Below are 23,202 nucleotides of genomic sequence, written 5' to 3' on the forward strand. Positions count from 1 at the left end.
GGCTGGACACTTTCCGCGAGCAGACACGAAGTCCCCTCATGTCTCGGATATGAGGGGATTTCGTGTCTGCTCGTCGGGGGATCTTGAACCACCAGGATGCGGCCAGCGAAGCACCACCGCTCCCCCACGCGTCAACGAATGATGACGCACCGGAGTGCGGACAACCCCGGCCCAGCGGTCGGTCCACCTCGAGATAGCGCTCAGGCGATAGAAGTGCGAGTGAGGTTGACCCTCAGCGCTATCCGAACACCCAGCAAGCCGCCACCCAAGCACCACCGCTCCCCCACGCGTCAACGAATCTTGACGCACCGGAGTGCGGACATCCCCGGCCCCAGCGGCCGGTCTGCGTCGAGATAGCGCTCAGGCGACAAAAGTGCGAGTGAAGTTGACGCTCAGCGCTATCCGAACGCCGCACGACGGGACGCAGCCCTCAGTGCGCTGCGGACATCTCCTCGGCGACGCCCAGCACCCGGGAACGGTCGGCCGCGACCAGGCCGATGCGGGTCCGACGGTCCACCACGTCGTCGACGCTCAACGCGCCCTCGTGGGTCACTGCGTACTCGAATTCCGCTCGGAGGACGTCGATTCCGTCCGCGACCGCCTCGGTGGGCCGCGCGCACGTCGCGCTGGCGATCACGTTCGGCGCCTCGGCGCCGAAGCGGGCCACCAGGGACGGCGGCAGTTCGACCGGCGACCGCAGCGCGGCGCCGGGATTGGCCGGCGCGCCGACGAGCGGCATGTCGCGGGTCCGGCACGGCGTGGCCGCCAGTCCGCGCAGCGCGATCACGTGGTCGAGGACGTCTTCGGCCATGAACCGGTACTCGGTGAGCTTGCCGCCGATGACGCTGACGACGCCGTTGGCCGACTCGGTGATGGCGTGCTCGCGCGACACGTCGGCGGTCCGACCGCCGCCGGTGTCGATCAGCGGCCGCAGCCCCGCGTAGGCGCCGATCACGTCGTCGCGTGTCACCGCGACGTCAAGCGCAGTGTTCACCGTGTCGAGCAGGAACGTCACCTCCTCGGCGGTCGGCTCCGGCACGTCGGGGACCGGGCCGGGCGCGTCCTCGTCGGTGAGCCCGAGGTAGACGCGGCCCAACTGCTGCGGCATCGCGAACACGAACCTGTTGACCTCACCGGGGATCGGGACGGTCAGCGCGGCGACGGGGTGGCCGAACGTCGCGGCGTCGAACACCAGGTGGGTGCCGCGGCTGGGCCGCACCCGGATCGACGCGTCGACCTCGCCCGCCCACACACCCGCCGCGTTGACGACGGCGCGGGCGGCCACGTCGAGGACCTCGCCGGTCAGCTCGTCGGTCAGTCGCACCGACGTCCCCGTCGCCTGGGACGCCGACACCCGGGTGAGCACCCGCGCGCCGTGCTGGGCGGCGGTGCGCGCGACGGCGGTGACGAGCCGGGCGTCGTCGATCAGCTGTCCGTCGTAGGCGAGCAGCGCACCGTCGAGCCCGTCGCGCCGGACGGTGGGTGACAACTCGGCGGCACGGTCGGCGTCGATGCGGCGGGACCGCGGCAGCACCGCCGCGGACGTACCGGCGAGCCGCCGCAGACCGTCACCGGCGGCGAAGCCCACGCGGACCAGCGCCCGCGACGAGGTGCTCATCGACGGCAGCAGCGGCACCAGCTGCGGCATGGCCGTCACCAAGTGAGGGGCGTTGCGCGACATGAGGATTCCACGCTCGATGGCGCTGCGCCGCGCGATGCCCACGTTGCCGGTGGCCAGGTAGCGCAGGCCGCCGTGCACCAGCTTCGAACTCCACCGGCTGGTGCCGAACGCCAGGTCGTGCTTCTCGACGAGCAGCACCGACAGCCCGCGGGTGGCTGCATCGAGGGCGATGCCCGCACCGGTGATGCCCCCGCCGATCACGACGACGTCCACGGCGGCACCGTCGCCGAGCGCGGCGAGGTCGGCGGTGCGACGACCGGCGGACAGTGCGGTCGAGTCGGTCATGGCGTCAGGTATCCGTTCAGGGCGTGGGCCAGCTCGACGGCCAGTGCATCGGCGTCGAGGATCGGCGTGACCAGGTCGGCGGACAGAATCGTGGACTGGGCGATGAGCAGGCACATCGCCGCGAGCTTGCGGACGTCGCCGGCGCGCACGCTGCCGTCGGCCTGCGCCGCGGCGATCTCGTCGGCGACGGTGTCGAGCAGGATCAGCTGGCTTGTGCCGAGCCGTTCGGACAGGTACACCATCGCCAGGTCCGGGTCCTGGTGCAGGACGGCCATGATGACGGGTTCCCGGCGCAGCAGCCGCGCGATGCCGACCACCCGGTCGACGAGGTGGGCGCGACCGACGCCCCCGCTCGGCACCTCGTCGAGGGTGCGGGTGATCCGCAGCGTCAGCAGCGACGCCAGGATCGAGCGCACGTCGGGGAAGTGCCGGTAGACGGTCGGTCGGCTGACGCCGGCGCGGCGGGCGATCTCGGCGAGGGTCACGCGGTCGACGCCGTAGGCCAGCACGCAGCTCGCCGCGGCGTCGAGGATGCGGTCCCCGACCGTCTGCGCCGGCGCTGCGTTACTGATTGACATCATCTGTAATACTGTAACTCATGACCGACGTCGACGACCACCTGCAGCCTCCGATGGCCTGGAACGCGTGGGGTGACCCCGCCGCCGCGAAGCCGCTGTCCGACGGCATCCGGACACTCCTCGACCAGGCGCTCGGCGTCGACACCACGCCACGGACCGAACTGCGCGCCGACGAGGTCCGCCTCCGCCCCTCGGCACTGTCGGCGGCCGACGCGGCGGGACTGCGCGACGTCGTCGGAGCGGAGCACTGCATCGCCGACGACCACGGACGGCTGCTGCGCGCGGGCGGCAAGTCGACGCTGGACCTGTTGCGCCGCAGGGACACCGGCGTCCAGGACGCACCCGACGCCGTGCTGCTGCCCGGCGACGACGACGAGGTCGCGGCCGTCCTGGCGTTCTGCGCCCAGCGCAGCATCGCGGTCGTCCCGTTCGGCGGCGGCACCAGCGTCGTCGGCGGGGTGGATCCGTCGCGCGGCGACTTCAAGGCCGTCGTCTCGCTCGACCTGCGGCGTCTGGACCGCCTGCACTCGCTCGACGAGACGTCCGGCGAGGCCGTCCTCGGCGCAGGCGTCACCGGACCGGACGCCGAACGACTGCTCGGCGAACGCGGCTTCTCGCTCGGGCACTTCCCGCAGAGCTTCCAGTTCGCGACCATCGGCGGCTTCGCGGCCACCCGCTCATCGGGCCAGGACTCTGCGGGGTACGGCCGCTTCGACGACATGGTCCGGGGCGTGCGCGTCGTCACCCCGGCCGGCGTGCTCGACCTCGGTCGGGCACCCGCATCGGCCGCCGGGCCGGATCTGCGGCAGCTGATCGTCGGCTCCGAGGGCGTCTTCGGCGTCATCACCGCGGTGCGCGTGCGCGTGCACCCCGTTCCGGAGACGACGCGCTACGAGGCGTGGTCGTTCCCCGACTTCGGCACCGGCGCAGCGGCATTGCGGGCCGTGGTGCAGAACGGCACCGGGCCCACGGTCATCCGGCTGTCCGACGAGGCCGAGACCGGCGTCAACCTCGCCACCACCGAGGCGATCGGCGAGCAGACCGTCACCGGCGGCTGCCTGGCCATCACGCTCTTCGAGGGCACCGCCGCGCACGCCGCCAGCAGGCACGCCGAGACCAGGGCCCTGCTCGAGGCGAGCGGTGGCACGTCGCTGGGCGAGGCACCCGCACGCGCCTGGGAGCACGGCCGGTTCGGCGCCCCCTATCTGCGCGACTCGCTGCTGTCGGCCGGGGCGCTGTGCGAGACACTCGAGACCGCCACCACGTGGTCGAACCTGTCGACACTGAAGGCGGCCGTCACCGAGGCGCTGACGACGTCACTGGGCGAATCCGGGACGCCCGCACTGGTGCTCTGCCACATCTCGCACGTCTACCCGACCGGCGCGTCGCTGTACTTCACCGTCGTCGCCGGCCAGCGCGGCAACCCCCTCGAGCAGTGGCGGGCCGCGAAGGTCGCCGCGTCGGAGGCGATGGTCCGGTGCGGCGCCACCATCACCCACCACCACGCCGTCGGCGCGGATCACCGGCCGTGGATGCGCGACGAGATCGGCGACCTCGGCGTCGAGGTGCTGCGCGCCGTCAAGGCCGTGCTGGATCCGGCCGGAATCATGAACCCGGGCAAGCTGATCCCATGAACCGGGTCACCGTCCTGACCAACCCCGCATCGGGACACGGACACGCGCCGCACGCCGCCGAGCGCGCCGTCGCGCGGTTCCAGCAGCGCGGCGTCGACGTGCGCGAGATCGTTGGCAGCGACGCGCTGCACGCCCGCCGACTGCTCGACGACGAACTCGCCCGCGGCACCGACGCCGTCGTGGTGGTGGGCGGCGACGGCATCATCTCGGTGGCGCTGCAGGCGCTCGCGCTCGGCGACGTCCCGCTGGGCATCGTGCCGGCGGGCACCGGCAACGACCACGCCCGCGAGTACGGCGTGCCGACGGGCAATCCCGCCGCGGCCGCCGACGTCGTGATCGACGGTCGTGGGGAGCGGGTGGACCTCGGCCGGATCCGCGGCGCCGACGGAACGGACCGGTGGTTCGGCACGGTGATGGCGGCGGGGTTCGACTCGCTGGTGACCGATCGGACCAACCGGATGACGTGGCCGCACGGCCGGATGCGCTACAACGTCGCGATGGTCGCCGAACTGTCCAAGCTGCGGCTGCTGCCGTTCCGCCTCGCCTTCGACGGTGGCGAGGAACGCGTCGTCGACCTCACGCTGGCCGCGTTCGGCAACACGCGGAGCTACGGCGGCGGCATGCTCATCTGCCCGGACGCCGACCACGGCGACGGGTTGCTCGACGCGACGATGGTCCGATCGGCGTCGCGGAGCAAGCTGATCCGGCTGTTCCCCACCGTCTTCAAGGGCACCCACGTCCACCTCGACGAGGTCCAGACGGCGCGCGCACGGGTCGTCACGGTCGACTGTCCCGGCATCAACGCCTACGCCGACGGCGAGTACGTGTGCCCGCTGCCGGTCGAGGTGTCGGCGGTGCCGGACGCGCTGACGGTCCTGCGACCTCGCTGACTCCTACCCCACGCCGCGGTTCAGCCAGCTGACCTCGCCGGTGTCGCCACCGCCGCGGCAGGGCTCGAGCGCCTCGTCCCACGCGGTGCCGAGCACGGTGTCGAGTTCGGCGGCCAGGGTGTCGGCACCGGACGCCAGCAGCGCGCGCAGCCGCATCTCGCCGACCATGACGTCGCCGTTGGCACCCATGGCGCCATTCCACAGCCCGAGCTGCGGGGTGTGGCACCAGCGGTGACCGTCGACGCCCTCACTGGGGTCCTCGGTCACCTCGAAGCGCAGCACCGACCACGCGCGCAGCGCATTGGCCAACTGGGCGCCGGTACCCACGGGTCCGCGCCAGTTGGTGATGGCCCGCAGTTGCCCCGGCATGGCCGGCTGCGGGGTCCACTTCAGGTTGGCTCGCGCCGAAAGGGTCGACGACAGAGCCCACTCGACGTGGGGACACACCGCCGCGGGAGAGGCATGGACGTACACCACACCTGTCGTCGCGTCGGCGAATTGGTTCGACGCACGCATACTCTGCTCCTTCGGGCTCACCTGGGACGTCTTCCCCAACGGCCTGGCGTTACCGAATAGATGCAGATGTTTCGCGCGTGTCTATTGTGCCCTGTGGGACCTATGTTGCGCTAGTGTGCCTCGAAATCTCTCAGGACTCCATCAGAAATCGCAGGCCAGAGGTCGTACGTCCAGTCGCCGAAGTCGCGATCGGTGAGCACCACCAGCGCCAGGTCGGCCACCGGGTCCACCCACAGGAACGTGCCCGACTGGCCGAAGTGCCCGAAGGTGCGCGCCGAGTTGTCCGCGCCCGTCCAGTGTGGCGACTTGCCGTCGCGGATCTCGAAGCCCAGCCCCCAGTCGTTGGGCCGCTGCGTGCCGAACCCCGGCAGCACTCCCGCGAGGCCCGGGAAGGCGACGGTTATCGCCTCGGCGGCCGACTCCGCCGACACCAGCGTGGGCCGCAGCAGCTCGCCCGCGAAGCGCGCGAGATCGGCCACCGTCGACGACGCGCCGTAGCCCGCCGCGTCGGCGCCGCCGTCCAGCGCGCTCGACCCCATCCCGAGGGGTTCGAACACCGCCTCGCGCAGATAGTCGGCGAACTCGATGCCCGACTCCGCCTCGAGGGCCCGGGCCAGCACCGCGAAACCCTCGTTGGAGTAGACCCGCCGCGTCCCCGGTGGCGCGATCACGTCGGCCGAGCGCATCGACAGCCCCGACGTGTGCGCGAGCAGATGGCGCACGGTGGAGCCCGCCGGCCCCGCCGGGGTGTCCAGCTCGACGGCGCCCTCCTCGATCGCCACGTGGACGGCGCGCGCGACGAGCGGCTTGGTGACCGACGCCAACGCGAACCTCCGGTCGACGTCGCCGTGGGTGGCCAGCACGCCGGCCGGCCCGACGACGGCCGCCGCGACGGCGGGCACCGGCCAGTCGGAGAGCACCTCGAGTGCGTTCATGCAGCCATCTCACCAGTTCGACGGAGACGGCCGATCACGCACCGCGCGAGTGGCCCGGAACCGGCGGGTGATGACTCACTCGCGCGGGGTGCACCCATTAGGTTGGTGGCATGAGTCAGACAGTGCGCGGCGTGATCTCCCGGAGCAAGAAACAGCCCATCGAGTTGGTGGACATCGTGATCCCGGATCCGGGTCCCGGCGAGGTGGTCGTCGACGTCATCGCCTGCGGGGTGTGCCACACCGATCTGACCTACCGCGAGGGCGGCATCAACGACGAGTACCCGTTCCTGCTCGGCCACGAGGCCGCGGGCACCGTCGAGTCGGTGGGCGAGGGCGTCACCAACGTCGAACCCGGCGACTTCGTCGTCCTCAACTGGCGCGCGGTGTGCGGGAAGTGCCGGGCCTGCAAGCGCGGCCGGCCGCACCTGTGCTTCGACACCCACAACGCCGCCCAGAAGATGACGCTGACCGACGGCACCGAACTCACCCCCGCCCTCGGCATCGGCGCGTTCGCCGACAAGACCCTGGTGCACGAGGGGCAGTGCACCAAGGTCGACGCCGAGGCCGACCCCGCCGTGGCCGGATTGATCGGCTGCGGCGTCATGGCGGGCATCGGTGCGGCCATCAACACCGGCGCGGTCACCCGCGACGACACCGTGGCCGTGATCGGGTGCGGCGGTGTGGGTGACGCCGCGATCGCGGGAGCGGCGCTGGTGGGCGCCAAGAAGATCATCGCCGTCGACACCGACGACAAGAAGCTGTCCTGGGCGCGCGACTTCGGCGCCACGCACACCATCAACGCCAAGGAATTCGACGTCGTCGAGACCATCCAGGACCTCACCGACGGCTTCGGCGCCGACGTCGTGATCGACGCGGTGGGACGGCCCGAGACGTGGAAGCAGGCGTTCTACGCCCGCGACCTCGCCGGCACCGTGATCCTGGTGGGGGTGCCGACGCCGGACATGACGCTGGAGATGCCGCTGGTCGACTTCTTCTCGCGCGGCGGGTCGTTGAAGAGTTCCTGGTACGGCGACTGCCTGCCCGAACGCGACTTCCCCACCCTGATCAGCCTGTACCGCCAGGGCCGGCTGCCGCTGGAGAAGTTCGTGTCCGAGCGCATCGGCCTCGACGGCATCGAGGCCGCCTTCGACAAGATGCACGCCGGCGAGGTCCTCCGTTCGGTGGTGATCCTGTGAGCGCCAACGTCGATCGCGTCGTCACCAGCGGAACGTTCGAACTCGACGGCGGCAGCTGGGACGTCGACAACAACATCTGGATCGTCGGTGACGAGTCCGACGTCGTCGTGTTCGACGCCGCGCACACCGCGCAGCCGATCATCGACGCCGTCGGCGGCCGCAACGTGGTCGCGGTGATCTGCACGCACGGTCACAACGACCACGTGACCGTCGCGCCGGATCTCGGCAAGGCACTCGACGCGCCGGTGTTCCTGCATCCCGCCGACGACGTGCTGTGGCGGATGACGCACCCGGACAGCGATTTTCAGGCCGTCGAGGACGGTCTCGTGCTGCGGGCCGGCAGCGTGGAGTTGCGGGCCCTGCACACGCCGGGGCACTCGCCGGGCTCGGTGTGCTGGTTCGCGCCGGATCTGAACGCCGTCGTCAGCGGTGACACGCTGTTCAGCGGCGGGCCGGGCGCCACCGGACGCTCGTTCTCCGACTTCCCCACCATCCTCGAGTCCATCTCGGGCCGGCTCGGCATGCTGCCGGGCGAGACGGTGGTCTACACCGGCCACGGGGACACGACGACCATCGGCGACGAACTCGTCCACTACGACGAGTGGGTCGCGCGCGGCCACTGAGGCATCACCGGCCGTCGAGGACGCGCTTCTTCTCGGCCTCGAACTCGGCGTCGGTCAGGGCGCCCGAATCGCGTAGGCGGGCAAGCATGGTCAGCTCCTGCAGGCGGACACCCTGATCGGTGGGCACGAACGTTGCCGCCGGTGCGACGTAGCCGCGCGGCGCGACGGCGGGGCGGGTGCGCGCAGCCCACGCCCGCGCCGTCACGAGGGCCAGCAATGCCAGCCCGAACACCGCGCCGAGCACATAGGGCAAGTATCCGTATTTCGTGCCGTGCCCGAACGCGAGCGTCGGATTGAGATAGGGACCGACGTTGCCGTTGGCCGTCACCTCGTAGGTCCCGGCCACGGGTATCTGGGCAACCCACACCCTGATGCGCGAGTCGTTGTTCACCGAGGTGGTGGTGCCGACGTCCTCGGTGAGCACCGGGTCGGGGACGCCGTCGGGTGGGACGATGCCGATGGACATCTGCGGGATCGGTAGCCCGCCGTTGCCTCCGCCGATCACCAGCGTGTGGAAGCTGACGTTGACCTCGCCCTGCGGCAGTTCGAGGCTGCTCGTGCCGGGCACCGGCACCTCGCCGTAGGCGTCGAAGTCGTCGAAGACGAAGGCGTTGAGGGCGAGCACGGGCACGAAGCCGATCAGCGACACCGCCATGACGAACACGGCGGCGCGCGTCATGACTCGGGGCCCGGTCCGGCGGCTCATGTGACGCAGTGTGTCACGGCCCCGTTTCACCTGTCACGATCAAGATCGAGGGGTTACCGTTTCCTCCATGCCCGAGTCGAGCGTGGTGGTGCGACCGGAGCCGACGGACGGCGGCTGGTACAGCGCCGCCTCGCGGCTGCAGGCCGCCGGGCTGCGACAGGCGATGACGCTCTTCGACGACGCCGCGTCCCGCGTGCCGATCCCCCGCTCGCCCCGGCCGATCGTCATCGCCGACTACGGCGCGGGCACGGGGTACAACTCCGTCCTGCCCATCTGCTCGGCGATCTCGGTGTTGCGCAAGCGGACTCAGCCCGAGCACTCGATCCTGGTGACGCACACCGACGCCCCGGACAACGACTTCACCGCGCTGTTCCGCACGCTCGCCCACGATCCGGACAGCTACCTGAAGCGGGACGACGCGTCGTTCGCCTCGGCGGTCGGCCGGTCGTACTACAAGCAGATCCTGCCGTCCAACAGCGTCAACCTGGCGTGGTCGGCGTGGGCGCTGCACTGGCTGGCCCGGGTCCCGATGCCGGTGAGCGACCACCTCCTGGCGGCGTACACCGGGGACGCCACCGTCCGCGCCGCCTACGCCAGGCAGGCGGCCTTCGACTGGCACGAGTTCGTCGCCTTCCGGGGCCGGGAACTGTGCCCGGGTGGCCGCCTGGTGGCGATGACGATGGGACTCGACGAGGACGGCCAACTCGGCTTCGGCCCGCTGGTGCGGGCCATCTCCGAGACGCTCGAGGAACTGGTGGCCCGCAACGTGATCACCGCGGACGAGCGTGCGGGCATGACCATCCCGATCGTGGGCCGCTCGGCCAAGGACTTCGAGTCGCCGTTCGCCCCGTCCGGCACGTTCGAGAAGCTGTCGATCGCGGACCTTCGGCTGTTCGACGGCGAGGACCGCTTCTTCAAGCAGTACCGCAGCGACGGAAAGGCCGCGGCGTTCGGTGCGCAGTGGGCGGCCTTCGCGCGGGCGGCGTTGTCCGCCACGCTGACCGAGGCGCTCGCGCCGGGCCGCGCGGGTGGCACCGAGGCGTTCTGCGACGCCCTGGAGACCGGTGTGGCGGAGCGGCTGGCGGCGTCACCGGCTCAGGTGCGGATCCCGTTGGCGCTGATCGTGATCGAGAAGAAGCCGCCGCGCCCCGAGCACTGACCGGCCGGCCCCTGCACCCGGCTCAGGGCCTCATCTCGTAGACGCCGTCATGGGCGCGCACGCGTTCCCACACCCGCCCGAACCGCTCCGGGTCGGGCACCGGCTTGCGGATCGCGCCCAGCGCCCAGTCCTGCTGCGCCGGCGTGGAGGTCGGCTTGCCGTGCAGCGCAACGGCGTACGCGCTGAAGTCGCGCACCTGGAAGTCGAAGATCGAGTCCAGGATGTCGTCGTCGAGGCCGGTCAGCTCCGCCTGCTCCAGGATCAGCTGGCCGTAGACGATCAACGAGAACAGGTGACCGACGTTGAGCAGGAAGTCGAGGTTCGTCGACTGCGCCGCGTCGGGTGCGGCGGTGAGCAGCAGATCGCGAAACGCCGTGGCCTGCTCGTAGAAGAGGCCGACGTTGGGGATGTGGGCGTGAGACTCGTAGGCCGGGGTCCAGTCGGCGAACTGGACCTGTCCGGCTCCCCGGGTCGGGCCCTGCTGCCAGAAGAACACGTCGTCGGCGGCGTCGTTGCGGGTGGGGATCGCCGGGTATTCGCGCGGGTTGAGCATGTAGTTCGGCATGAACTTGAGCACCAGCCCCACGTTGACGTGGACGGTGCCCTCCAGCCGCGGCAGGCAGCCGATCAGCTGCGCGACCTCGCGGAACATCGTGTTCTTCTCGTAGCCCTTCGCCGCGATCACGTCGTGCAGCGACCGCATCACCGTCTCGCCCTCCATGGTGACCTTGGCCTTGGTCATGGGGTTGAACAGCAGGTAGCGCCGATCCTCGAGGCTCGCGCTGCGGAAGTAGTCGACGGCCCGCCTGCTGAACGCCTTCATCGCCACCATGCGGGAGTAGGCGTCGACGAAGTTCACCCGGACGTGGCCGAAGTCGGTGACGGGGTTGCCGTAGAGGATGCGGTTCTGCGCGTGGGTGATCGCCTCGTAGAAGGCGTGTTCGGTCATGCCGATCGACGACGAGCACAGGTTGAACTTGCCGACGTTGACGGTGTTCAGCGCCGCGCTGAAGGCCTCGACGCCGGTGTGCAGGATGTCCTCGGCGCGCACCGGGTAGTTCTCCAACCGGAACGTGCTGACGTAGATCTGCATGTGCACGACGTTGTCGATCAGGTGGTAGTCCTCGTGGCGGCTGTCGGCGGCGAAGAACACGTACCCGTCCTGGCCCTCCACGTCCCCGCGCCGGCCGAAGACCGACACCAGGCTCGCGACGTTGCCGTTGCCGATGTAGTACTTCTCCCCCGACGCCCGGTAGAGGATGCCGTTGGCCTGGTCCTCCTCACCGGCCGGCGTCAGGATCATGTCGGTGCTGTAGACGTCGGCGCCGTGCTCGCGCTCGGAGAGCCCGAACGCCATGACCTCGCCGGCGTCGAGGTCATCGGCCGCGCGCAGCTTGGCGTCCTTGTTCTCGCTCTGCCACACCGGCCCGAGACCGAGGATGGTGACCTGCTCGGTGTACCAGTAGGTGAGCCCGTAGAAGCCGAGAATCTCGGCCAGGGCGGCGTTGCGTGCGCCGTCCCAGCGCTTGTCGGGGTTGCCGTCGGCGAACTCCGACGGGGTCAGGAACGTCGCGAACAACTTCTCGCGCTTGACGAAGTCGACGAAGTCGGCGGGCCACTGAGCCTTGAGGTCGTCGTCGAGGATGCGCTTCTTGCCCTGGCCCTCGAAGAAGTCGATGGTGGCCCGCAGCAGGCGGCGCGTCTCGGCGTCGAACTCGCTCGGGTCGTAGGTGTTGGGGTTGAAGAGCAGGCCGTCGGTCATGCCTCCGAGCCTAGGGCTGCGGCGGTTGGAACGGCGACGGAACGAACGGCAGACCGGGGATGGTCTGGTACGGCAGCGTGGGGATCACCGGCGGCTGCGTGGTCGACGGCGGCGGCGCCTGCGTGGTCGACGGCGGTGGGGGCGCCTCGGTCGTCGCAGGTGGCGGGGGTGCCTCGGTGGTCGGGGGCGGCGGGGGCGGCTGGCTGCTCGCCTCGGGCGGCGGGGCCTGCTCGGTGACCGTCGCCCGCGGCGGGGCCTGCCGGGGCGCGGCGGTCTCCGGCGCGGGCGCCGGTTCGGTTGCCGCCGGCGGCTCGACGCCGGGCGGGGGCACCGCGGTCGTGGTGGCGGTCGTGGTCGCGGTCTCGGTGCCTGCCGGTTCCTCGTCGTCACCGAGCACCACGACGAGTGCGACGCCGACGGCCAGGAGGACGAGCGCGAGCCCGATCGCCACGAGGACGTAGGGGCCGCGATACCAGGGTCGGGGCTCCTCCTCGGGCGGCTCGGGGTCGGCGAACGCGATCGCCGGCCGGGCGTCGTCACCCAACCCGGCGTCGGGGTCGTAGTCGGGTCCGGGCACCACGTCGGGGATGTCGTCGTCGGCGGCCGACCAGGCCAGCGCCGGCGCCGCGCCGGCGCCCGGCGGTGGGGGCGGGATGGCTGCCGGGGCCAGACCCGTGGGCGCCGACGCCGCCGCCACGACACCCGCGGCGGGGGCCACCGAGGTGAGGCCGTCGACGACCGTGCCCCGCGCCGCACCGACCCCCGCGCCGATCGCGGCGGCCAGTTCGGGGTGCGGTGCGGTGATCACGGGCACCCGGAAGTGCTCCGAGAGCATGGTCGTGACCAGCGGTATCCGGGCGCCGCCGCCGGTAGTCACCACTGCGGCGAGATCGCCGGGGCGAACGCCGTTGCGCTGCAGCGCATCCTGCAGCTCGGCGACGAACCCGGCGAGCGGCTGGTGCATGGCCTCGTCGAGTTCCCGGCGCGTCACCCGGATCTCGCCGTGGCGTCCGGGGAGGTCGGCGGCCAGCGCCGCCACCGGCGTCGTCGACAGCCGCTCCTTGGCCGTGCGGCACTGGGCCCGCAGCCGGGTGAGCGAGCCGATCGCCGACGTGCCGGTCACGTCCACCGGACCGGCGTCGGACAACCCGGCGATCACGTGTCGGAGCAGTGCCGCGTCGACGAGGTCGCCCGAGAGGTCGAGGTGGCGGACGGACGGTGCCACCGGCGCGAAGCCCGAGGCGGCGTCGGCGAGCGTGATGGTGGTGCCGGTGCCGCCGAAGTCGCACAGCGCGATCACGCCGCGGGAGGGAACGCCGGGATCCTGCTGCACCGCGGTCAGGGCGGCCGTGGCGTCGGAGACGAGCAGCAGGGGTCGCGGTGTGCGGAAGTCGGGCAGGTCGGCGAGGGCACCGCGTAGCGCCTCGACCGTGGCGGGCCGCCAGTGCGCAGGGTGGGCGACGCCGACGGGGTCGGAGGGCGGCCTTTGCCCCAGCGTGTGCAGCATCGCGCGGAGCGCGTCGGCGAGCAGGGCGTCCGCGCGGTGGGCGGAGCCGTCGGACGCCAGCAGGGCGACGGGGTCGCCCACCCGGTCGACGAAGTCGCTGATGACCAGTCCGCGTTCGTTCAGGCCGGGATTCTCGCCGGGCACCCCCACCTCGGCCGGCCGGTGCCCGAACGTGGTCAGTACCGCGGTCCGGCGGACGGCCGCACGTCCGACGGCTACCGCCCTGAGGTTTGCGGCACCGATCGAGAGCCCTCGTCCATCCGTCACGTCAACGAATTGTGCCCGCTCCCGCGATGAGGGGGAGATCCAGTGCCGTCACCCAGCCGGGCGGCAGGTCGTTGACGGCGGGGACGGCGTTCAGCGCGCGCAGTCCGGTGGCCAGACATCCGGCGGCAGCGGCATCGCGTCCGGACCCGTCGGTGAAGCGGAACTTGGTCTCCTGGGAGATGCTCGGACTGCCCTCGATGTCGACGCGGTAGACGTCGTCGTCGGTGCCGGTCGGCCAGTCCGGCGCCGACCCCTCGCCCACCCGGTTCACGTGCTCGAGCACGATGCGGGGCGCACCCCGGAAGACGCCGTTGATGGTGAACCGCACGGCGGCGACGTTCCCCGGTGGGATCACGCCCTTGGCGGTCTTCACCTCGACCGGGGTCACCCATTTGTCCCAGCTGGTGGTGATCTCGTCGAGTTCGATGCCCGCGGCGTGCGCGATCATCGGAACCGTTGCGCCCCAGGCGAAGACGAGGATGTCCGGGTTCTCCAGCAACGGCCGGTGCTCGGGCGGCTTGCCGATGCCCATCTCGAACTCGTAGTCGCCCTCGTAGTTGGTGTAGTCCAGCAGCTCCGACGCGCGCACGCTGCGGACCTCGCCGCACAGGCCCATCAGCGTCATGGGGAACAGGTCGTTGGCGAAGCCGGGGTCGATGCCGGTGGTGAAGCACGACGACCCGCCGGCCTCGCAGGCCTGGGTGACCGGGTCGATCCAGTTCGGCGGGTTCAGCGACATCGCCGGCCACACCCACGGCGTCATCGAGGTCGAGCACACGTCGATGCCCGCGCGCAGGAACCGGGTGATGAGTGCGATGTTGTCGTCGGCCCGTGCCGCGGTGGGCCCGTAGTGGACCAGCGCGTCGGGCCGCAGCGCGATCAGCGCGTCGACGTCGTCGGTGGCCGCGAGTCCGAGCGGTTGGTCCAGGCCGCAGATCTCGCCGACGTCGCGGCCGACCTTGTCGGGGTTGGACACGCCGACGCCGACCAGCTCGAAGAGGGGGTGCCGCGCGATCTCGGCGATCACCATCCTGCCCACGAAGCCCGTTCCCCAGACCACGACTCGCTTGGTCATGTCACCTCTTTCGCGTCGGTCCGCCCGTCGGTCGACTCACCATATGCGGCGGTCCGCAACGACTCCCCGAGTTTGCGCACCTCGTCGCGGAGTTCGTCGATCTGGGCCGCCGTCGCCGCCCGGCTCCTGGTGTCCTCCGCCGCGACGCGCTCGACGATCCACGACGCCAGCGTCGCGGTGACCACCGCCAGCAGGCTGACACCGGCCACCATGAGGGCGACCGCGATCAGTCGGCCCACCACCGTGACGGGCACGGTGTCGCCGTACCCGACGGTGGTCACCGTGGTGAACGACCACCACAGCGCGTCGCCGAAGTTGGCGATGTCGCCGTTGTGATCCCGTTCGGCGTCGAGCATCGCGAGCGCCGCGGCGTAGATGAGCAGCACCGCTCCGCACGAGGTGAACACGGTGACGCGGCCGCGGATGGTGCGGCCGATCGCGCGCTGCAGGTAGCCGATGACGATCGTCAGGCTCAGCAGCCGCAGCGGGCGGAGCACCGGCAGGACGAGGATCACGACTTCGGGCAGGTGCCACAGCAGCCACCTGCCCCGCGGCGACGCCAGGTACAGCCGGATCAGGAAGTCAACGCCGAAGCACGCCCAGATGACGACCATCGCGCGATCGAGCCAGACGCCGGCGTCCCCGCCGGGTCGTTCGAGGACGTCGACGGAGTACAGCGCCAGGAAGGCCAGCGCCATCACCGCGAGCCACCATTCGGTCCTGCTCTGGTAGTGCATCAGCCGGGTGGGTTCGGCGACCGGGGACGTCACCGGCCGACCCTATTCCGCACCGGCGGTCAGTACCGGGATTCCCACACGGAGTACTCGCCGTCCGGGTCGATGGTCGACTCGGCGGTCTGCTGGAATCCCGGGCACCTGCCCACGCAGACGGCGCGGTAGGTCACCAGCTCGTCGTCGCCGCTGAACTCCACGGCGTCACCCCAGCGGCGGAACTCGGTCGGTCCACCGCAGTGCTGACAGACGATCGGCTCGAGGCTCAGAAGCACCTCTTCAGGCCGCCGGGCTCGCAGTACAGCGGGTACCGGTCGACCGGGATGGACAGTGGGCCCTTGTAGGCGAGGGTGAACGGATAGGTGACGAGGTCGCCGAGCACCTGCCCGTCGCACGCGTCGGCGAAGGACACCGTCCGCGTGCCGCTCATCGTGATGTCGTCGAACTCGTAGGTCTCCATGATCGGCGCCTTGGTGACGCCGTCCGGGCACGTCATGCCGTTCTTCTTGGTGGTCGAGAACTTCCAGACGTTGCCGGCGAGGCGCGCGTCGCCGCCGGCCACGCGGGTGTTGCTCGGCGCCACGTGCAGGCGGCACGCCACCGGCAACTCGAGGTTGGCGCGCAGGTCGCCGACGGTGGGCACGCAACTCGGGAAGATGGTCCACTCCGCGGTCACGTCGCCTTGCGTGTAGCTGTAGATACCCTCCATCACCTGGTCGGCCTGGGCGGGTCCGGCGAACCCGAGTGCCGCTGTGGCCGTCGCGCAGACGGCGGTGGCGGCCACGGCGAGGGCACGGGTGATCGACATGTCCAGCAGTATCGCAGCGAAGTCGGGCAGCGTCTGCCATTTCATTCGTGAGAAGGTGCGGGGATGAGTGGACTCGAGGGCAAGGTCGCCCTGATCACCGGTACCTCGGCGGGGCTCGGCGCCGCCACGGCTCAGCTCTTCGCCGGACGCGGCGCCTCGGTGTTCGGCATCGCGCGCGACGCCGACCGGATGGCGGAGGTGTTCGCCGACGTCCCGGGCGGCCGGTACGCGTCGGTCGACGTGACCTCGTCGGCGGAATGCCGGCGGGCCGTCGACGACTGCGTCGCGGCGTTCGGCCGGCTCGACGTGCTGGTGAACGTGGCGGGCTTCCACCAGATGCGACACACCTCGTCGATGACCGACGAGGACTGGGAGCGCGACCTGGCCGTCAACCTCAACGGTCCGTTCTTCCTGTGCCGCGCCGCACTGCCCCACCTGCTGGAGACCGCGGGCAACATCGTGAACGTCAGCTCGATCGCCGGGGTGGAGGGCGAGGTGTACTCGGCGGGGTACTGCTCGGCCAAGCACGGCCTGGTGGGGCTGACCCGCGCGCTGGCGGTCGAGTTCACCAAGTCGCAACTGCGGGTCAACGCGGTGTGCCCGGGCGGCATGCCGACCGCGCAGACCACCGAGTTCGCCGCGCCCGAGGGCGCCGACTGGGACCTCATCATGCGGATCGCCTCGCCGCGGGGGTTCATGGCGACGGCCGACGTGGCCAACGTGATCGCCTTCCTCGCCAGCGACGAGGCGGCAGCCGTCCACGGGGCGGTGTACCGGGTCGACAACGGCAAGGGAGCCGGCTGACCTCCGCGTTCACCTCGTGGTCGCCTGTTCGGCCTGCCGAGTGCACGCATCACTGCCACAATCGCGCGGTGACCGACCTAGCGAACACAGCGGCAGCCGAAGCATCGCACCTGCGATCCGGATTGGAGTCCGACGATCTGCGGGAGGCCATCACCGACCACCTGCGGTACTCGATCGGCCGGCCGGTGGCGGCGCTGAAGCCCGAGCACTACTACCGTGCGCTCGCGCTGGCGGTCCGCGACCGCATGCAGGACAACCGGGTGGCGTCTACCCAGACCTCCCTGGACCTCGGCAAGAAGGTCACCTGCTACCTGTCGGCGGAGTTCCTGATGGGACCGCAGCTGGGCAACAACCTGCTGAACCTCGGCATCGAGGCTGCCGCGGCGGAGGCGCTCACCTCGCTCGGGCAGGACGTCGAGGAGGTCCTGGCCTGCGAGCCCGAGCCGGGACTGGGCAACGGCGGCCTGGGCCGGCTCGCCGCGTGCTACCTGGACTCGCTGGCGACGCTGGAGCGGCCGGCGATCGGATACGGCATCCGTTACGAGTTCGGCATCTTCCGGCAGGAGTTCTCCGACGGCTGGCAGGTGGAACTCACCGACAACTGGCTGGCCAACGGCAACCCCTGGGAGATCGCCAAGCCCGACGTCAACTACCTGGTGAACTGGGGCGGTCACACCGAGCAGTACGTCGACGATCACGGAGTCGCCCGGGTGCGGTGGTGGCCCAAGCAGGTGATCAAGGGCGTCGCGTACGACACCCCGATCCAGGGTTACGGCGTGCACACGTGCAACGTGCTGACGCTGTGGAGCGCCCGCGCCGTCGAGTCGTTCGCGCTCGCGGCGTTCAACACCGGCGACTACTACAAGGCCGTCGAGGAGGAGGTGACCTCGGAGACCGTCACCAAGGTGCTCTACCCCAACGACGAGCCCGAGGCCGGCAAGCGCCTGCGGCTGCTGCAGCAGTTCTTCTTCGTGTCGTGCTCACTGCAGCACGTCGTGCACATCATGGACGACCTCGCCGACGCCTCGCTGCACGACCTACCCGAGCGTTTCGCGTTGCAGCTCAACGACACCCACCCCTCGATCGGCGTCGCGGAGCTGATGCGGATCCTGGTCGACGAGCGGCGCCTCGACTGGGACGACGCCTGGCGCATCACCGTGGCGACGTTCGGCTACACCAACCACACGCTGCTACCCGAGGCGCTGGAGAAGTGGTCGCTCAACCTGTTCCGCGAGTCCCTGCCGCGGCACCTCGAGATCATCTACGAGATCAACCGCCGCTTCCTCGACGAGGTCCGGTCGCACTTTCCCGGCGACGTCGAGCGGGTCCGGCGGATGTCGCTGATCGGTGAGGACGGCGGTCAGACCGTGCGGATGGCGCATCTCGCCACCGTCGGCAGCCACGCGATCAACGGCGTCGCGGCCCTGCACTCGGACCTGCTCAAGGCCAGCGTCCTCAAGGACTTCTACGAGCTGTGGCCGGAACGCTTCTCCAACAAGACCAACGGCGTCACTCCGCGGCGCTTCCTCGCGCTGTCCAATCCGGGCCTGCGGGGGCTGCTCGACCGCACGATCGGCGACGGGTGGCTCACCCACCTCGACCGGTTGCGCGGGCTGGAGGCCTTCGTCGACGATCCCGCCTTCCGCAGCGAGTGGCGGGAGGTCAAGCGGGCCAACAAGTCCCGGCTGTCGGACTACCTGCTCTCGACCGTGGGGGTGGAACTGGACCCCACGTGGATGTTCGACATTCAGGTCAAGCGCATCCACGAGTACAAGCGCCAGCACCTGTCGGTGCTGCACATCATCCGCCAGTACCTGCGCATCAAGCAGAACCCCGGCATCGACCTCGCCCCGCGCGCCTACGTGTTCGGCGGCAAGGCCGCGCCCGGCTACGTCATGGCCAAGCGGATCATCAAGCTGATCAACGCGGTCGGCGAGACGGTCAACAACGATCCCGAGGTCAGCCGGCTCATGAAGGTGGTGTTCGTCCCCAACTTCAACGTGCAGAGCGCACACCTGATCTACCCGGCCGCCAACCTCAGCGAGCAGATCTCGACGGCGGGCAAGGAGGCGTCGGGCACCGGCAACATGAAGTTCATGCTGAACGGCGCGTTGACGATCGGCACGCTGGACGGGGCCAACGTCGAGATCCGCGACGAGGCCGGGCACGAGAACTTCTTCCTGTTCGGGTTGACCGAGTCGGAGGTGGAGCAGGTCAAGCGCGACGGGTACCGCCCGGGCGCGTACGTCGACGCCGACGACGAACTCCAGGCGGTGCTCGGGCTCATCTCGTCGGGTCAGTTCTCGCACGGCGACATCGAGGTGTTCCGTCCGCTGGTGGACAACCTCGTCCACGACGACCCGTTCCTGGTGATGGCCGACTACCGGGCGTACGTCGAGTGTCAGGACCGGGTCGCGGCGGCCTGGCAGGATCCGGACGCCTGGTCGCGGATGTCGATCCTCAACACCGCGCGCAGCGGCAAGTTCTCGTCCGACCGCGCGATCACGGAGTACTGCGACGACATCTGGAACGTCGGCCCCGTCACGGTGACGGTCACCGACGACTAGAGTTCGCCGATCACCCGGTCGGCGAGCAGGTCGAGCGTGCGGTCGGAGGCGCGGTCGTGGGTGAAGAGCACGATCTGACCGAAGCCCAGCGACCGGAGTTCGGCGATGCGGTCGACGACCATGCCGGGCGTGCCGACCAGCCCGCCGTCGCGGAGTCCGAATCCGGGCGCGCCGAACCGCTTCTCGGTGCGGGCGCGCACCTCGGGCAGCTCGGCGTCGTCGGCGGCGAGCCCCATGACGGCCTCGATCGACAGCACGATCTCACCCGCGTCGCGGCCCACGTCGGCGCACGCCGACCGGAGGAGGTCGATCCTGCGTTCGAGGTCGTCGAGGGCGTAGGTCGGGACGTTCCAGACGTCGGCGTAGCGGGCGACCAGCGGCAGCGTGTACTTCTCGCCGACGCCGCCGACGACGATGGGCGGCCGCGGCGTCTGGACCGGACCCGGCACGATCGGCATGTCGCGGACGCGGTGGTGCACGCCCTCGAAGTCGACGACGCCGTCGGCGAACGCCTGGGTCAGGATCTCGAGGGTCTCCCCGAGGCGCTCGGACCGTTCGCGGAAGGTGCCCCACGGCAGACCCATCCGCACGTGTTCGTCCTCGATCGAGCCGCTGCCGATGCCGATTTCGAGACGCCCACCGGAGATCTGGTCGAGCGTGGTGGCCATCTTGGCCAGGACCGCGGGATGGCGGAACCCGTTGCACAGCACCATGTGGCCGACCCGTAGCCGCGTCGTGCGGGCCAGCAGCGCGGTGGCGAGGGTCCATGCCTCCAGCGACGGGATGGTCGGCACACCGGGGCCGTACATGTGGTCGTAGAGCCATAGCGAGCGGATGCCGAGTTCCTCGCAGCGCATCGCGCGGTGCAGGACGTCGGCGTAGGTGAAGCCCATCTGCGGGACGTAGACGCCGACGTCCAAATCCGTGGTCACCGCGCCTCGATCCCCCGCCAGAACTGCGCCACGAAGTCGTCGAGCATGAAGGTGCGCAGTGCACTCGATCGCTGCGTGGTGGTGAGCAGCGCGTAGAGGCCCAGCAGGAAGTACATCGCGGACAGGCTGGCGTCCACGGACGGGTCCACGTCGCCGCGGGCGCGGGCGGCCTCGAGCCGACCGACGAGCACGACGATGATCTCGTGGTCGGTCCATTCGTCGTCGGGTGGTCGGGACGGCGAGAAGTGCACGGCCAGAACGTCCTTGAACAGGCGGTGCCCGAGGCGGCGTTCGGCCGCGGTCACCACGCGGACCACGTCGGCGAGCACGTCCACCAGGACGTCCGTGGTCTGGGCGAACCGCGTCATCTCCGCGGCGATCCGCTTCTCCTCCCGGCGTTCGAGTTCGAGCAGCACGTGCTCCTTGGAGGGGAAGTGGAAGTAGAACGTCCCGCGGGCGACGCCGGCGGCGGTGACGATGGCGCCGATGTCGGCCTCGGCCATGCCGGCGCGCTTGAACTCCGCGATGGCGGCGCGGAAGATGCGCTCGTGGGTCTGGCGGCGCTGCAGGTCCGCGGCCCTGGGCTTGAGGCCGTCCTTCGGCACCGATCGCGTCACCCGGCCATTGTCACACCCGCGGGCTCCGCGCGGTCGCGGATGGCTGACGTCCGTCAGTCGAGCATTGACATTCGTCAGCGCCGCACTGACAGTTGTCAGTGCACGGTCCCCAGTCGGCGCAGCGGAAGCGATGGTTCCCATGACGGTCACCCACTCCGAGGGCCTCCGGTACGACCCGTACGACCAGACGCTCAACGCCGACCCCTACCCGATGCTCGCGCGACTGCGCGAGGAGGCGCCGCTCTACTACGACGAGCGGTACGACTTCTACGCCCTGACCCGCTACGACGACGTCAGCAAGGCACTCGTCGACCACCGGACGTTCAGCTCGGCGCGGGGGGTGATCCTCGAACTGATCAAGGCGGACATCGAGATCCCGCCGGGCACACTGGTCTTCGAGGACCCACCGGTCCACGACATCCACCGCAAGCTGGTGGCGCGGATGTTCACCCCGCGCAAGATCGCCGAACTCGAGGATCGCGTGCGGGCGTTCTGCGCGCAGAGCCTCGACCCGCTGGTCGGCACGGGGCACTTCGACTTCGTCACCGATCTCGGGGCGCAGATGCCGATGAAGACGATCAGCTTGCTGCTGGGCATCCCGGATTCCGACCAGGAGTCGATCCGCGACCACGGCAACGAGCAGATGAAGACCGAGGCGGGCGAACCCATGAAGCTGGCCGCCGACGGCCTCGACGCGGGCCAGATGTTCGCCGACTACATCGAGTGGCGGGCCCGGCATCCGTCCGACGACATCATGACCGACCTGTTGACCGTCGAGTTCACCGACGAGCACGGGGTGACGCGCAGGCTCACCCGCGACGAGCTGCTGATGTACCTCAACGTGGTCGCCACCGCGGGCAACGAGACCTCGACCCGGCTCATCGGGTTCGCGGGCAAGGTGCTCGCCGAGCATCCCGACCAGCGCAGCCAGGTGGCGGCGGACCGGTCACTGATACCGCAGACCATCGAGGAGTTGCTTCGATTCGAGCCGCCCGCGCAGAACGTCGGCAGGTACGTCACCCGCGACGTCGAGTACCACGGCGCGACGGTGCCCGCCGGCAGCGCGATGCTGCTGCTCACCGGCGCCGCCAACCGCGACCACCGGCAGTTCCCGCCCGACGGCGACGTCTTCGACATCCACCGGGAGGCGCGGGCCCACCTCGCATTCGGGGTGGGCGCGCACTATTGCCTCGGGTCGGCGCTCGCGCGGCTGGAGGGCAGGATCGCGCTCGACGAGATCCTCAAGCGGTTCCCGGAGTGGGACGTGGACCTGACCGGCGCGACCCTGGTCGCGACCGCCGCCGTGCGCGGCTGGGACCGGATGCCCGCGCGGGTCTGACTCAGCGCTCGGACGGCAGCGGCGGCCCGGCGGGGCCGGGATCGGCCTCGTCGACGGGTGCCGTGCCGGCGGGCTGGCCCGCCAGTCGCTCGAGGACGGGACGCTGGTCGGGGCAGTAGAACTGGATGGCGCCGCCGAGGAACTGGTAGACCTGCTGCTCGGTGCTGTCCTTGTCGAGGTTCAGCTTGAGGAACGTGGCCGCCTCGTAGGCGTTGGCGTCGAGACCGGTGCGCATCCGCTTGCAGACGATCTTGCCGATCCAGGCGTTGTAGTCCTTGCCGCCGTAGATACCGTAGGTGTGCAGCTGATTGGTGAAGTCGGTGTCGACGTCGGCGCTCGCCGGTGCCGCGAACGTGATGGTCGCTGCGCCGAGCGTCGCGAGGATGCCCGCGCGCATCCAGCGGTTTCCGTATGTACCCATTTGTGGACTTACCCTATCCGACGAGCGACGTGATTGACTGGTCTCGCAACCCCGTGACCTGCCCTCATCGGGCAGTGGTCCCCGTCACACACTGGCGCCGGGAGTGGGGGTCGCCATCAACAACTTAACCAGGCTAATCTATCAGTTACATTGGCTAACCTGTGAGGCT

22 protein-coding genes are annotated in these 23,202 nt (G+C 70.3%); 8 read left to right on the forward strand and 14 right to left on the reverse strand.

Annotated elements, in window-relative coordinates:
• Positions 1-430: 430 nt before the first annotated feature.
• Positions 431-1,966 (reverse strand): glycerol-3-phosphate dehydrogenase/oxidase, encoded by a 1,536-nt coding sequence (locus AC1MEY_RS12005; RefSeq protein ID WP_480230839.1) that lies wholly within the window; start codon positions 1,964-1,966, stop codon positions 431-433.
• Complete coding sequence (locus AC1MEY_RS12010) at positions 1,963-2,547, reverse strand: TetR/AcrR family transcriptional regulator (RefSeq protein WP_480230840.1); 585 nt, start codon at positions 2,545-2,547, stop codon at positions 1,963-1,965. The genes AC1MEY_RS12005 and AC1MEY_RS12010 overlap by 4 nt, the downstream gene beginning before the upstream one ends.
• Positions 2,548-2,597: 50 nt before the next feature.
• Between AC1MEY_RS12010 and AC1MEY_RS12015 the strand changes: the two genes are divergently transcribed.
• Complete coding sequence (locus AC1MEY_RS12015; protein ID WP_480231440.1) at positions 2,598-4,178, forward strand: FAD-binding oxidoreductase; 1,581 nt, start codon at positions 2,598-2,600, stop codon at positions 4,176-4,178.
• Complete coding sequence (locus tag AC1MEY_RS12020) at positions 4,175-5,068, forward strand: diacylglycerol kinase (RefSeq protein WP_480230841.1); 894 nt, start codon at positions 4,175-4,177, stop codon at positions 5,066-5,068. The genes AC1MEY_RS12015 and AC1MEY_RS12020 overlap by 4 nt, the downstream gene beginning before the upstream one ends.
• Before the next feature lie 3 nt (positions 5,069-5,071).
• Here AC1MEY_RS12020 and AC1MEY_RS12025 read toward each other — a convergent pair whose 3' ends face one another.
• Both AC1MEY_RS12025 and AC1MEY_RS12030 read right to left on the reverse strand, forming a co-directional pair.
• Positions 5,072-5,584, reverse strand: a complete 513-nt coding sequence (locus AC1MEY_RS12025; RefSeq protein WP_480230842.1) for a DUF3145 domain-containing protein — start codon at positions 5,582-5,584, stop codon at positions 5,072-5,074.
• 110 nt (positions 5,585-5,694) lie between these two features.
• Complete coding sequence (locus AC1MEY_RS12030) at positions 5,695-6,519, reverse strand: serine hydrolase domain-containing protein (RefSeq protein WP_480230843.1); 825 nt, start codon at positions 6,517-6,519, stop codon at positions 5,695-5,697.
• A 110-nt stretch (positions 6,520-6,629) separates the two neighbouring features.
• Between AC1MEY_RS12030 and AC1MEY_RS12035 the strand changes: the two genes are divergently transcribed.
• Together AC1MEY_RS12035 and AC1MEY_RS12040 are read left to right on the forward strand one after the other, a co-directional pair.
• The gene (locus AC1MEY_RS12035; RefSeq protein ID WP_480230844.1) at positions 6,630-7,715 is read left to right on the forward strand and encodes an S-(hydroxymethyl)mycothiol dehydrogenase; all 1,086 of its coding nucleotides are present in this window, start codon (positions 6,630-6,632) and stop codon (positions 7,713-7,715) included.
• Entirely contained in the window at positions 7,712-8,338 is a 627-nt protein-coding gene (locus tag AC1MEY_RS12040; RefSeq protein ID WP_480230845.1) for an MBL fold metallo-hydrolase, read from the forward strand. The genes AC1MEY_RS12035 and AC1MEY_RS12040 overlap by 4 nt, the downstream gene beginning before the upstream one ends.
• Before the next feature lie 4 nt (positions 8,339-8,342).
• Here the strand turns inward: AC1MEY_RS12040 and AC1MEY_RS12045 are convergent, their stop codons facing one another.
• Entirely contained in the window at positions 8,343-9,044 is a 702-nt protein-coding gene (locus AC1MEY_RS12045; protein ID WP_480230846.1) for an SHOCT domain-containing protein, read from the reverse strand.
• A 67-nt stretch (positions 9,045-9,111) separates the two neighbouring features.
• Here AC1MEY_RS12045 and AC1MEY_RS12050 point away from each other — a divergent pair, with 67 nt between their 5' ends.
• Positions 9,112-10,203 carry a class I SAM-dependent methyltransferase gene (locus tag AC1MEY_RS12050; protein WP_480230847.1) on the forward strand — a complete coding sequence of 364 codons (1,092 nt, stop codon included), beginning with the start codon at positions 9,112-9,114 and terminating at the stop codon, positions 10,201-10,203.
• A gap of 22 nt (positions 10,204-10,225) precedes the next feature.
• On the opposite strand, the gene AC1MEY_RS12055 is transcribed toward AC1MEY_RS12050, so the two are convergent.
• From AC1MEY_RS12055 to AC1MEY_RS12080, 6 genes are read right to left on the reverse strand one after another with little or no spacing between them, the layout of a single operon-like run.
• Complete coding sequence (locus AC1MEY_RS12055; RefSeq protein ID WP_480230848.1) at positions 10,226-11,965, reverse strand: acyl-CoA dehydrogenase family protein; 1,740 nt, start codon at positions 11,963-11,965, stop codon at positions 10,226-10,228.
• Between the two features lie 10 nt (positions 11,966-11,975).
• Positions 11,976-13,739: an Hsp70 family protein gene (locus tag AC1MEY_RS12060; protein ID WP_480230849.1), complete on the reverse strand. Its 1,764-nt coding sequence runs from the start codon at positions 13,737-13,739 to the stop codon at positions 11,976-11,978.
• A 1-nt stretch (position 13,740) separates the two neighbouring features.
• Positions 13,741-14,814, reverse strand: coding sequence for an NAD(P)H-dependent amine dehydrogenase family protein (locus AC1MEY_RS12065; RefSeq protein ID WP_480230850.1), 1,074 nt, complete (start codon positions 14,812-14,814; stop codon positions 13,741-13,743).
• Positions 14,811-15,551, reverse strand: coding sequence for a potassium channel family protein (locus AC1MEY_RS12070; RefSeq protein WP_480231441.1), 741 nt, complete (start codon positions 15,549-15,551; stop codon positions 14,811-14,813). Before AC1MEY_RS12070 ends, AC1MEY_RS12065 begins: the two co-directional genes overlap by 4 nt.
• 59 nt (positions 15,552-15,610) lie before the next feature.
• On the reverse strand, positions 15,611-15,820 hold the full coding sequence (locus tag AC1MEY_RS12075) for a hypothetical protein (protein ID WP_480230851.1): 210 nt from the start codon (positions 15,818-15,820) through the stop codon (positions 15,611-15,613).
• Complete coding sequence (locus AC1MEY_RS12080; RefSeq protein ID WP_480230852.1) at positions 15,811-16,398, reverse strand: hypothetical protein; 588 nt, start codon at positions 16,396-16,398, stop codon at positions 15,811-15,813. Before AC1MEY_RS12080 ends, AC1MEY_RS12075 begins: the two co-directional genes overlap by 10 nt.
• A gap of 18 nt (positions 16,399-16,416) precedes the next feature.
• On the opposite strand from AC1MEY_RS12080, the gene AC1MEY_RS12085 reads away from it, so the two are divergent.
• Positions 16,417-17,157, forward strand: coding sequence for an SDR family NAD(P)-dependent oxidoreductase (locus tag AC1MEY_RS12085; RefSeq protein WP_480230853.1), 741 nt, complete (start codon positions 16,417-16,419; stop codon positions 17,155-17,157).
• Positions 17,158-17,225: 68 nt separating this feature from the next.
• Complete coding sequence (locus tag AC1MEY_RS12090; RefSeq protein ID WP_480230854.1) at positions 17,226-19,724, forward strand: glycogen/starch/alpha-glucan phosphorylase; 2,499 nt, start codon at positions 17,226-17,228, stop codon at positions 19,722-19,724.
• On the opposite strand, the gene AC1MEY_RS12095 is transcribed toward AC1MEY_RS12090, so the two are convergent.
• Positions 19,721-20,617 carry an LLM class flavin-dependent oxidoreductase gene (locus tag AC1MEY_RS12095; protein ID WP_480231442.1) on the reverse strand — a complete coding sequence of 299 codons (897 nt, stop codon included), beginning with the start codon at positions 20,615-20,617 and terminating at the stop codon, positions 19,721-19,723. The two genes, AC1MEY_RS12090 and AC1MEY_RS12095, sit on opposite strands and share 4 nt — an antisense overlap.
• 35 nt (positions 20,618-20,652) lie before the next feature.
• The gene (locus tag AC1MEY_RS12100) at positions 20,653-21,273 is read right to left on the reverse strand and encodes a TetR family transcriptional regulator (protein WP_480230855.1); all 621 of its coding nucleotides are present in this window, start codon (positions 21,271-21,273) and stop codon (positions 20,653-20,655) included.
• A gap of 139 nt (positions 21,274-21,412) precedes the next feature.
• On the opposite strand from AC1MEY_RS12100, the gene AC1MEY_RS12105 reads away from it, so the two are divergent.
• The gene (locus AC1MEY_RS12105) at positions 21,413-22,612 is read left to right on the forward strand and encodes a cytochrome P450 (protein WP_480230856.1); all 1,200 of its coding nucleotides are present in this window, start codon (positions 21,413-21,415) and stop codon (positions 22,610-22,612) included.
• Position 22,613: 1 nt separating this feature from the next.
• Here the strand turns inward: AC1MEY_RS12105 and AC1MEY_RS12110 are convergent, their stop codons facing one another.
• Positions 22,614-23,033, reverse strand: a complete 420-nt coding sequence (locus tag AC1MEY_RS12110; protein ID WP_480230857.1) for a DUF732 domain-containing protein — start codon at positions 23,031-23,033, stop codon at positions 22,614-22,616.
• Positions 23,034-23,202: the final 169 nt, after the last annotated feature.

This window comes from Mycobacterium sp. PTI7 (assembly GCF_056679845.1).

What these genes read in the sequence shown, in the direction of transcription:
- AC1MEY_RS12020 (WP_480230841.1), top strand. Translation starts at nt 4,175, where the DNA reads ATGAACCGGGTCACCGTCCTGACCAACCCCGCATCGGGACACGGACAC.
- AC1MEY_RS12025 (WP_480230842.1), bottom strand. Translation starts at nt 5,584, where the DNA reads ATGCGTGCGTCGAACCAATTCGCCGACGCGACGACAGGTGTGGTGTAC.
- AC1MEY_RS12055 (WP_480230848.1), bottom strand. Translation starts at nt 11,965, where the DNA reads ATGACCGACGGCCTGCTCTTCAACCCCAACACCTACGACCCGAGCGAG.
- AC1MEY_RS12035 (WP_480230844.1), top strand. Translation starts at nt 6,630, where the DNA reads ATGAGTCAGACAGTGCGCGGCGTGATCTCCCGGAGCAAGAAACAGCCC.
- AC1MEY_RS12105 (WP_480230856.1), top strand. Translation starts at nt 21,413, where the DNA reads ATGACGGTCACCCACTCCGAGGGCCTCCGGTACGACCCGTACGACCAG.
- AC1MEY_RS12050 (WP_480230847.1), top strand. Translation starts at nt 9,112, where the DNA reads ATGCCCGAGTCGAGCGTGGTGGTGCGACCGGAGCCGACGGACGGCGGC.
- AC1MEY_RS12080 (WP_480230852.1), bottom strand. Translation starts at nt 16,398, where the DNA reads ATGAAATGGCAGACGCTGCCCGACTTCGCTGCGATACTGCTGGACATG.
- AC1MEY_RS12070 (WP_480231441.1), bottom strand. Translation starts at nt 15,551, where the DNA reads ATGCACTACCAGAGCAGGACCGAATGGTGGCTCGCGGTGATGGCGCTG.
- AC1MEY_RS12085 (WP_480230853.1), top strand. Translation starts at nt 16,417, where the DNA reads ATGAGTGGACTCGAGGGCAAGGTCGCCCTGATCACCGGTACCTCGGCG.
- AC1MEY_RS12110 (WP_480230857.1), bottom strand. Translation starts at nt 23,033, where the DNA reads ATGGGTACATACGGAAACCGCTGGATGCGCGCGGGCATCCTCGCGACG.
- AC1MEY_RS12030 (WP_480230843.1), bottom strand. Translation starts at nt 6,519, where the DNA reads ATGAACGCACTCGAGGTGCTCTCCGACTGGCCGGTGCCCGCCGTCGCG.
- AC1MEY_RS12005 (WP_480230839.1), bottom strand. Translation starts at nt 1,966, where the DNA reads ATGACCGACTCGACCGCACTGTCCGCCGGTCGTCGCACCGCCGACCTC.
- AC1MEY_RS12045 (WP_480230846.1), bottom strand. Translation starts at nt 9,044, where the DNA reads ATGAGCCGCCGGACCGGGCCCCGAGTCATGACGCGCGCCGCCGTGTTC.
- AC1MEY_RS12015 (WP_480231440.1), top strand. Translation starts at nt 2,598, where the DNA reads ATGGCCTGGAACGCGTGGGGTGACCCCGCCGCCGCGAAGCCGCTGTCC.
- AC1MEY_RS12095 (WP_480231442.1), bottom strand. Translation starts at nt 20,617, where the DNA reads ATGGGCTTCACCTACGCCGACGTCCTGCACCGCGCGATGCGCTGCGAG.
- AC1MEY_RS12010 (WP_480230840.1), bottom strand. Translation starts at nt 2,547, where the DNA reads ATGATGTCAATCAGTAACGCAGCGCCGGCGCAGACGGTCGGGGACCGC.
- AC1MEY_RS12065 (WP_480230850.1), bottom strand. Translation starts at nt 14,814, where the DNA reads ATGACCAAGCGAGTCGTGGTCTGGGGAACGGGCTTCGTGGGCAGGATG.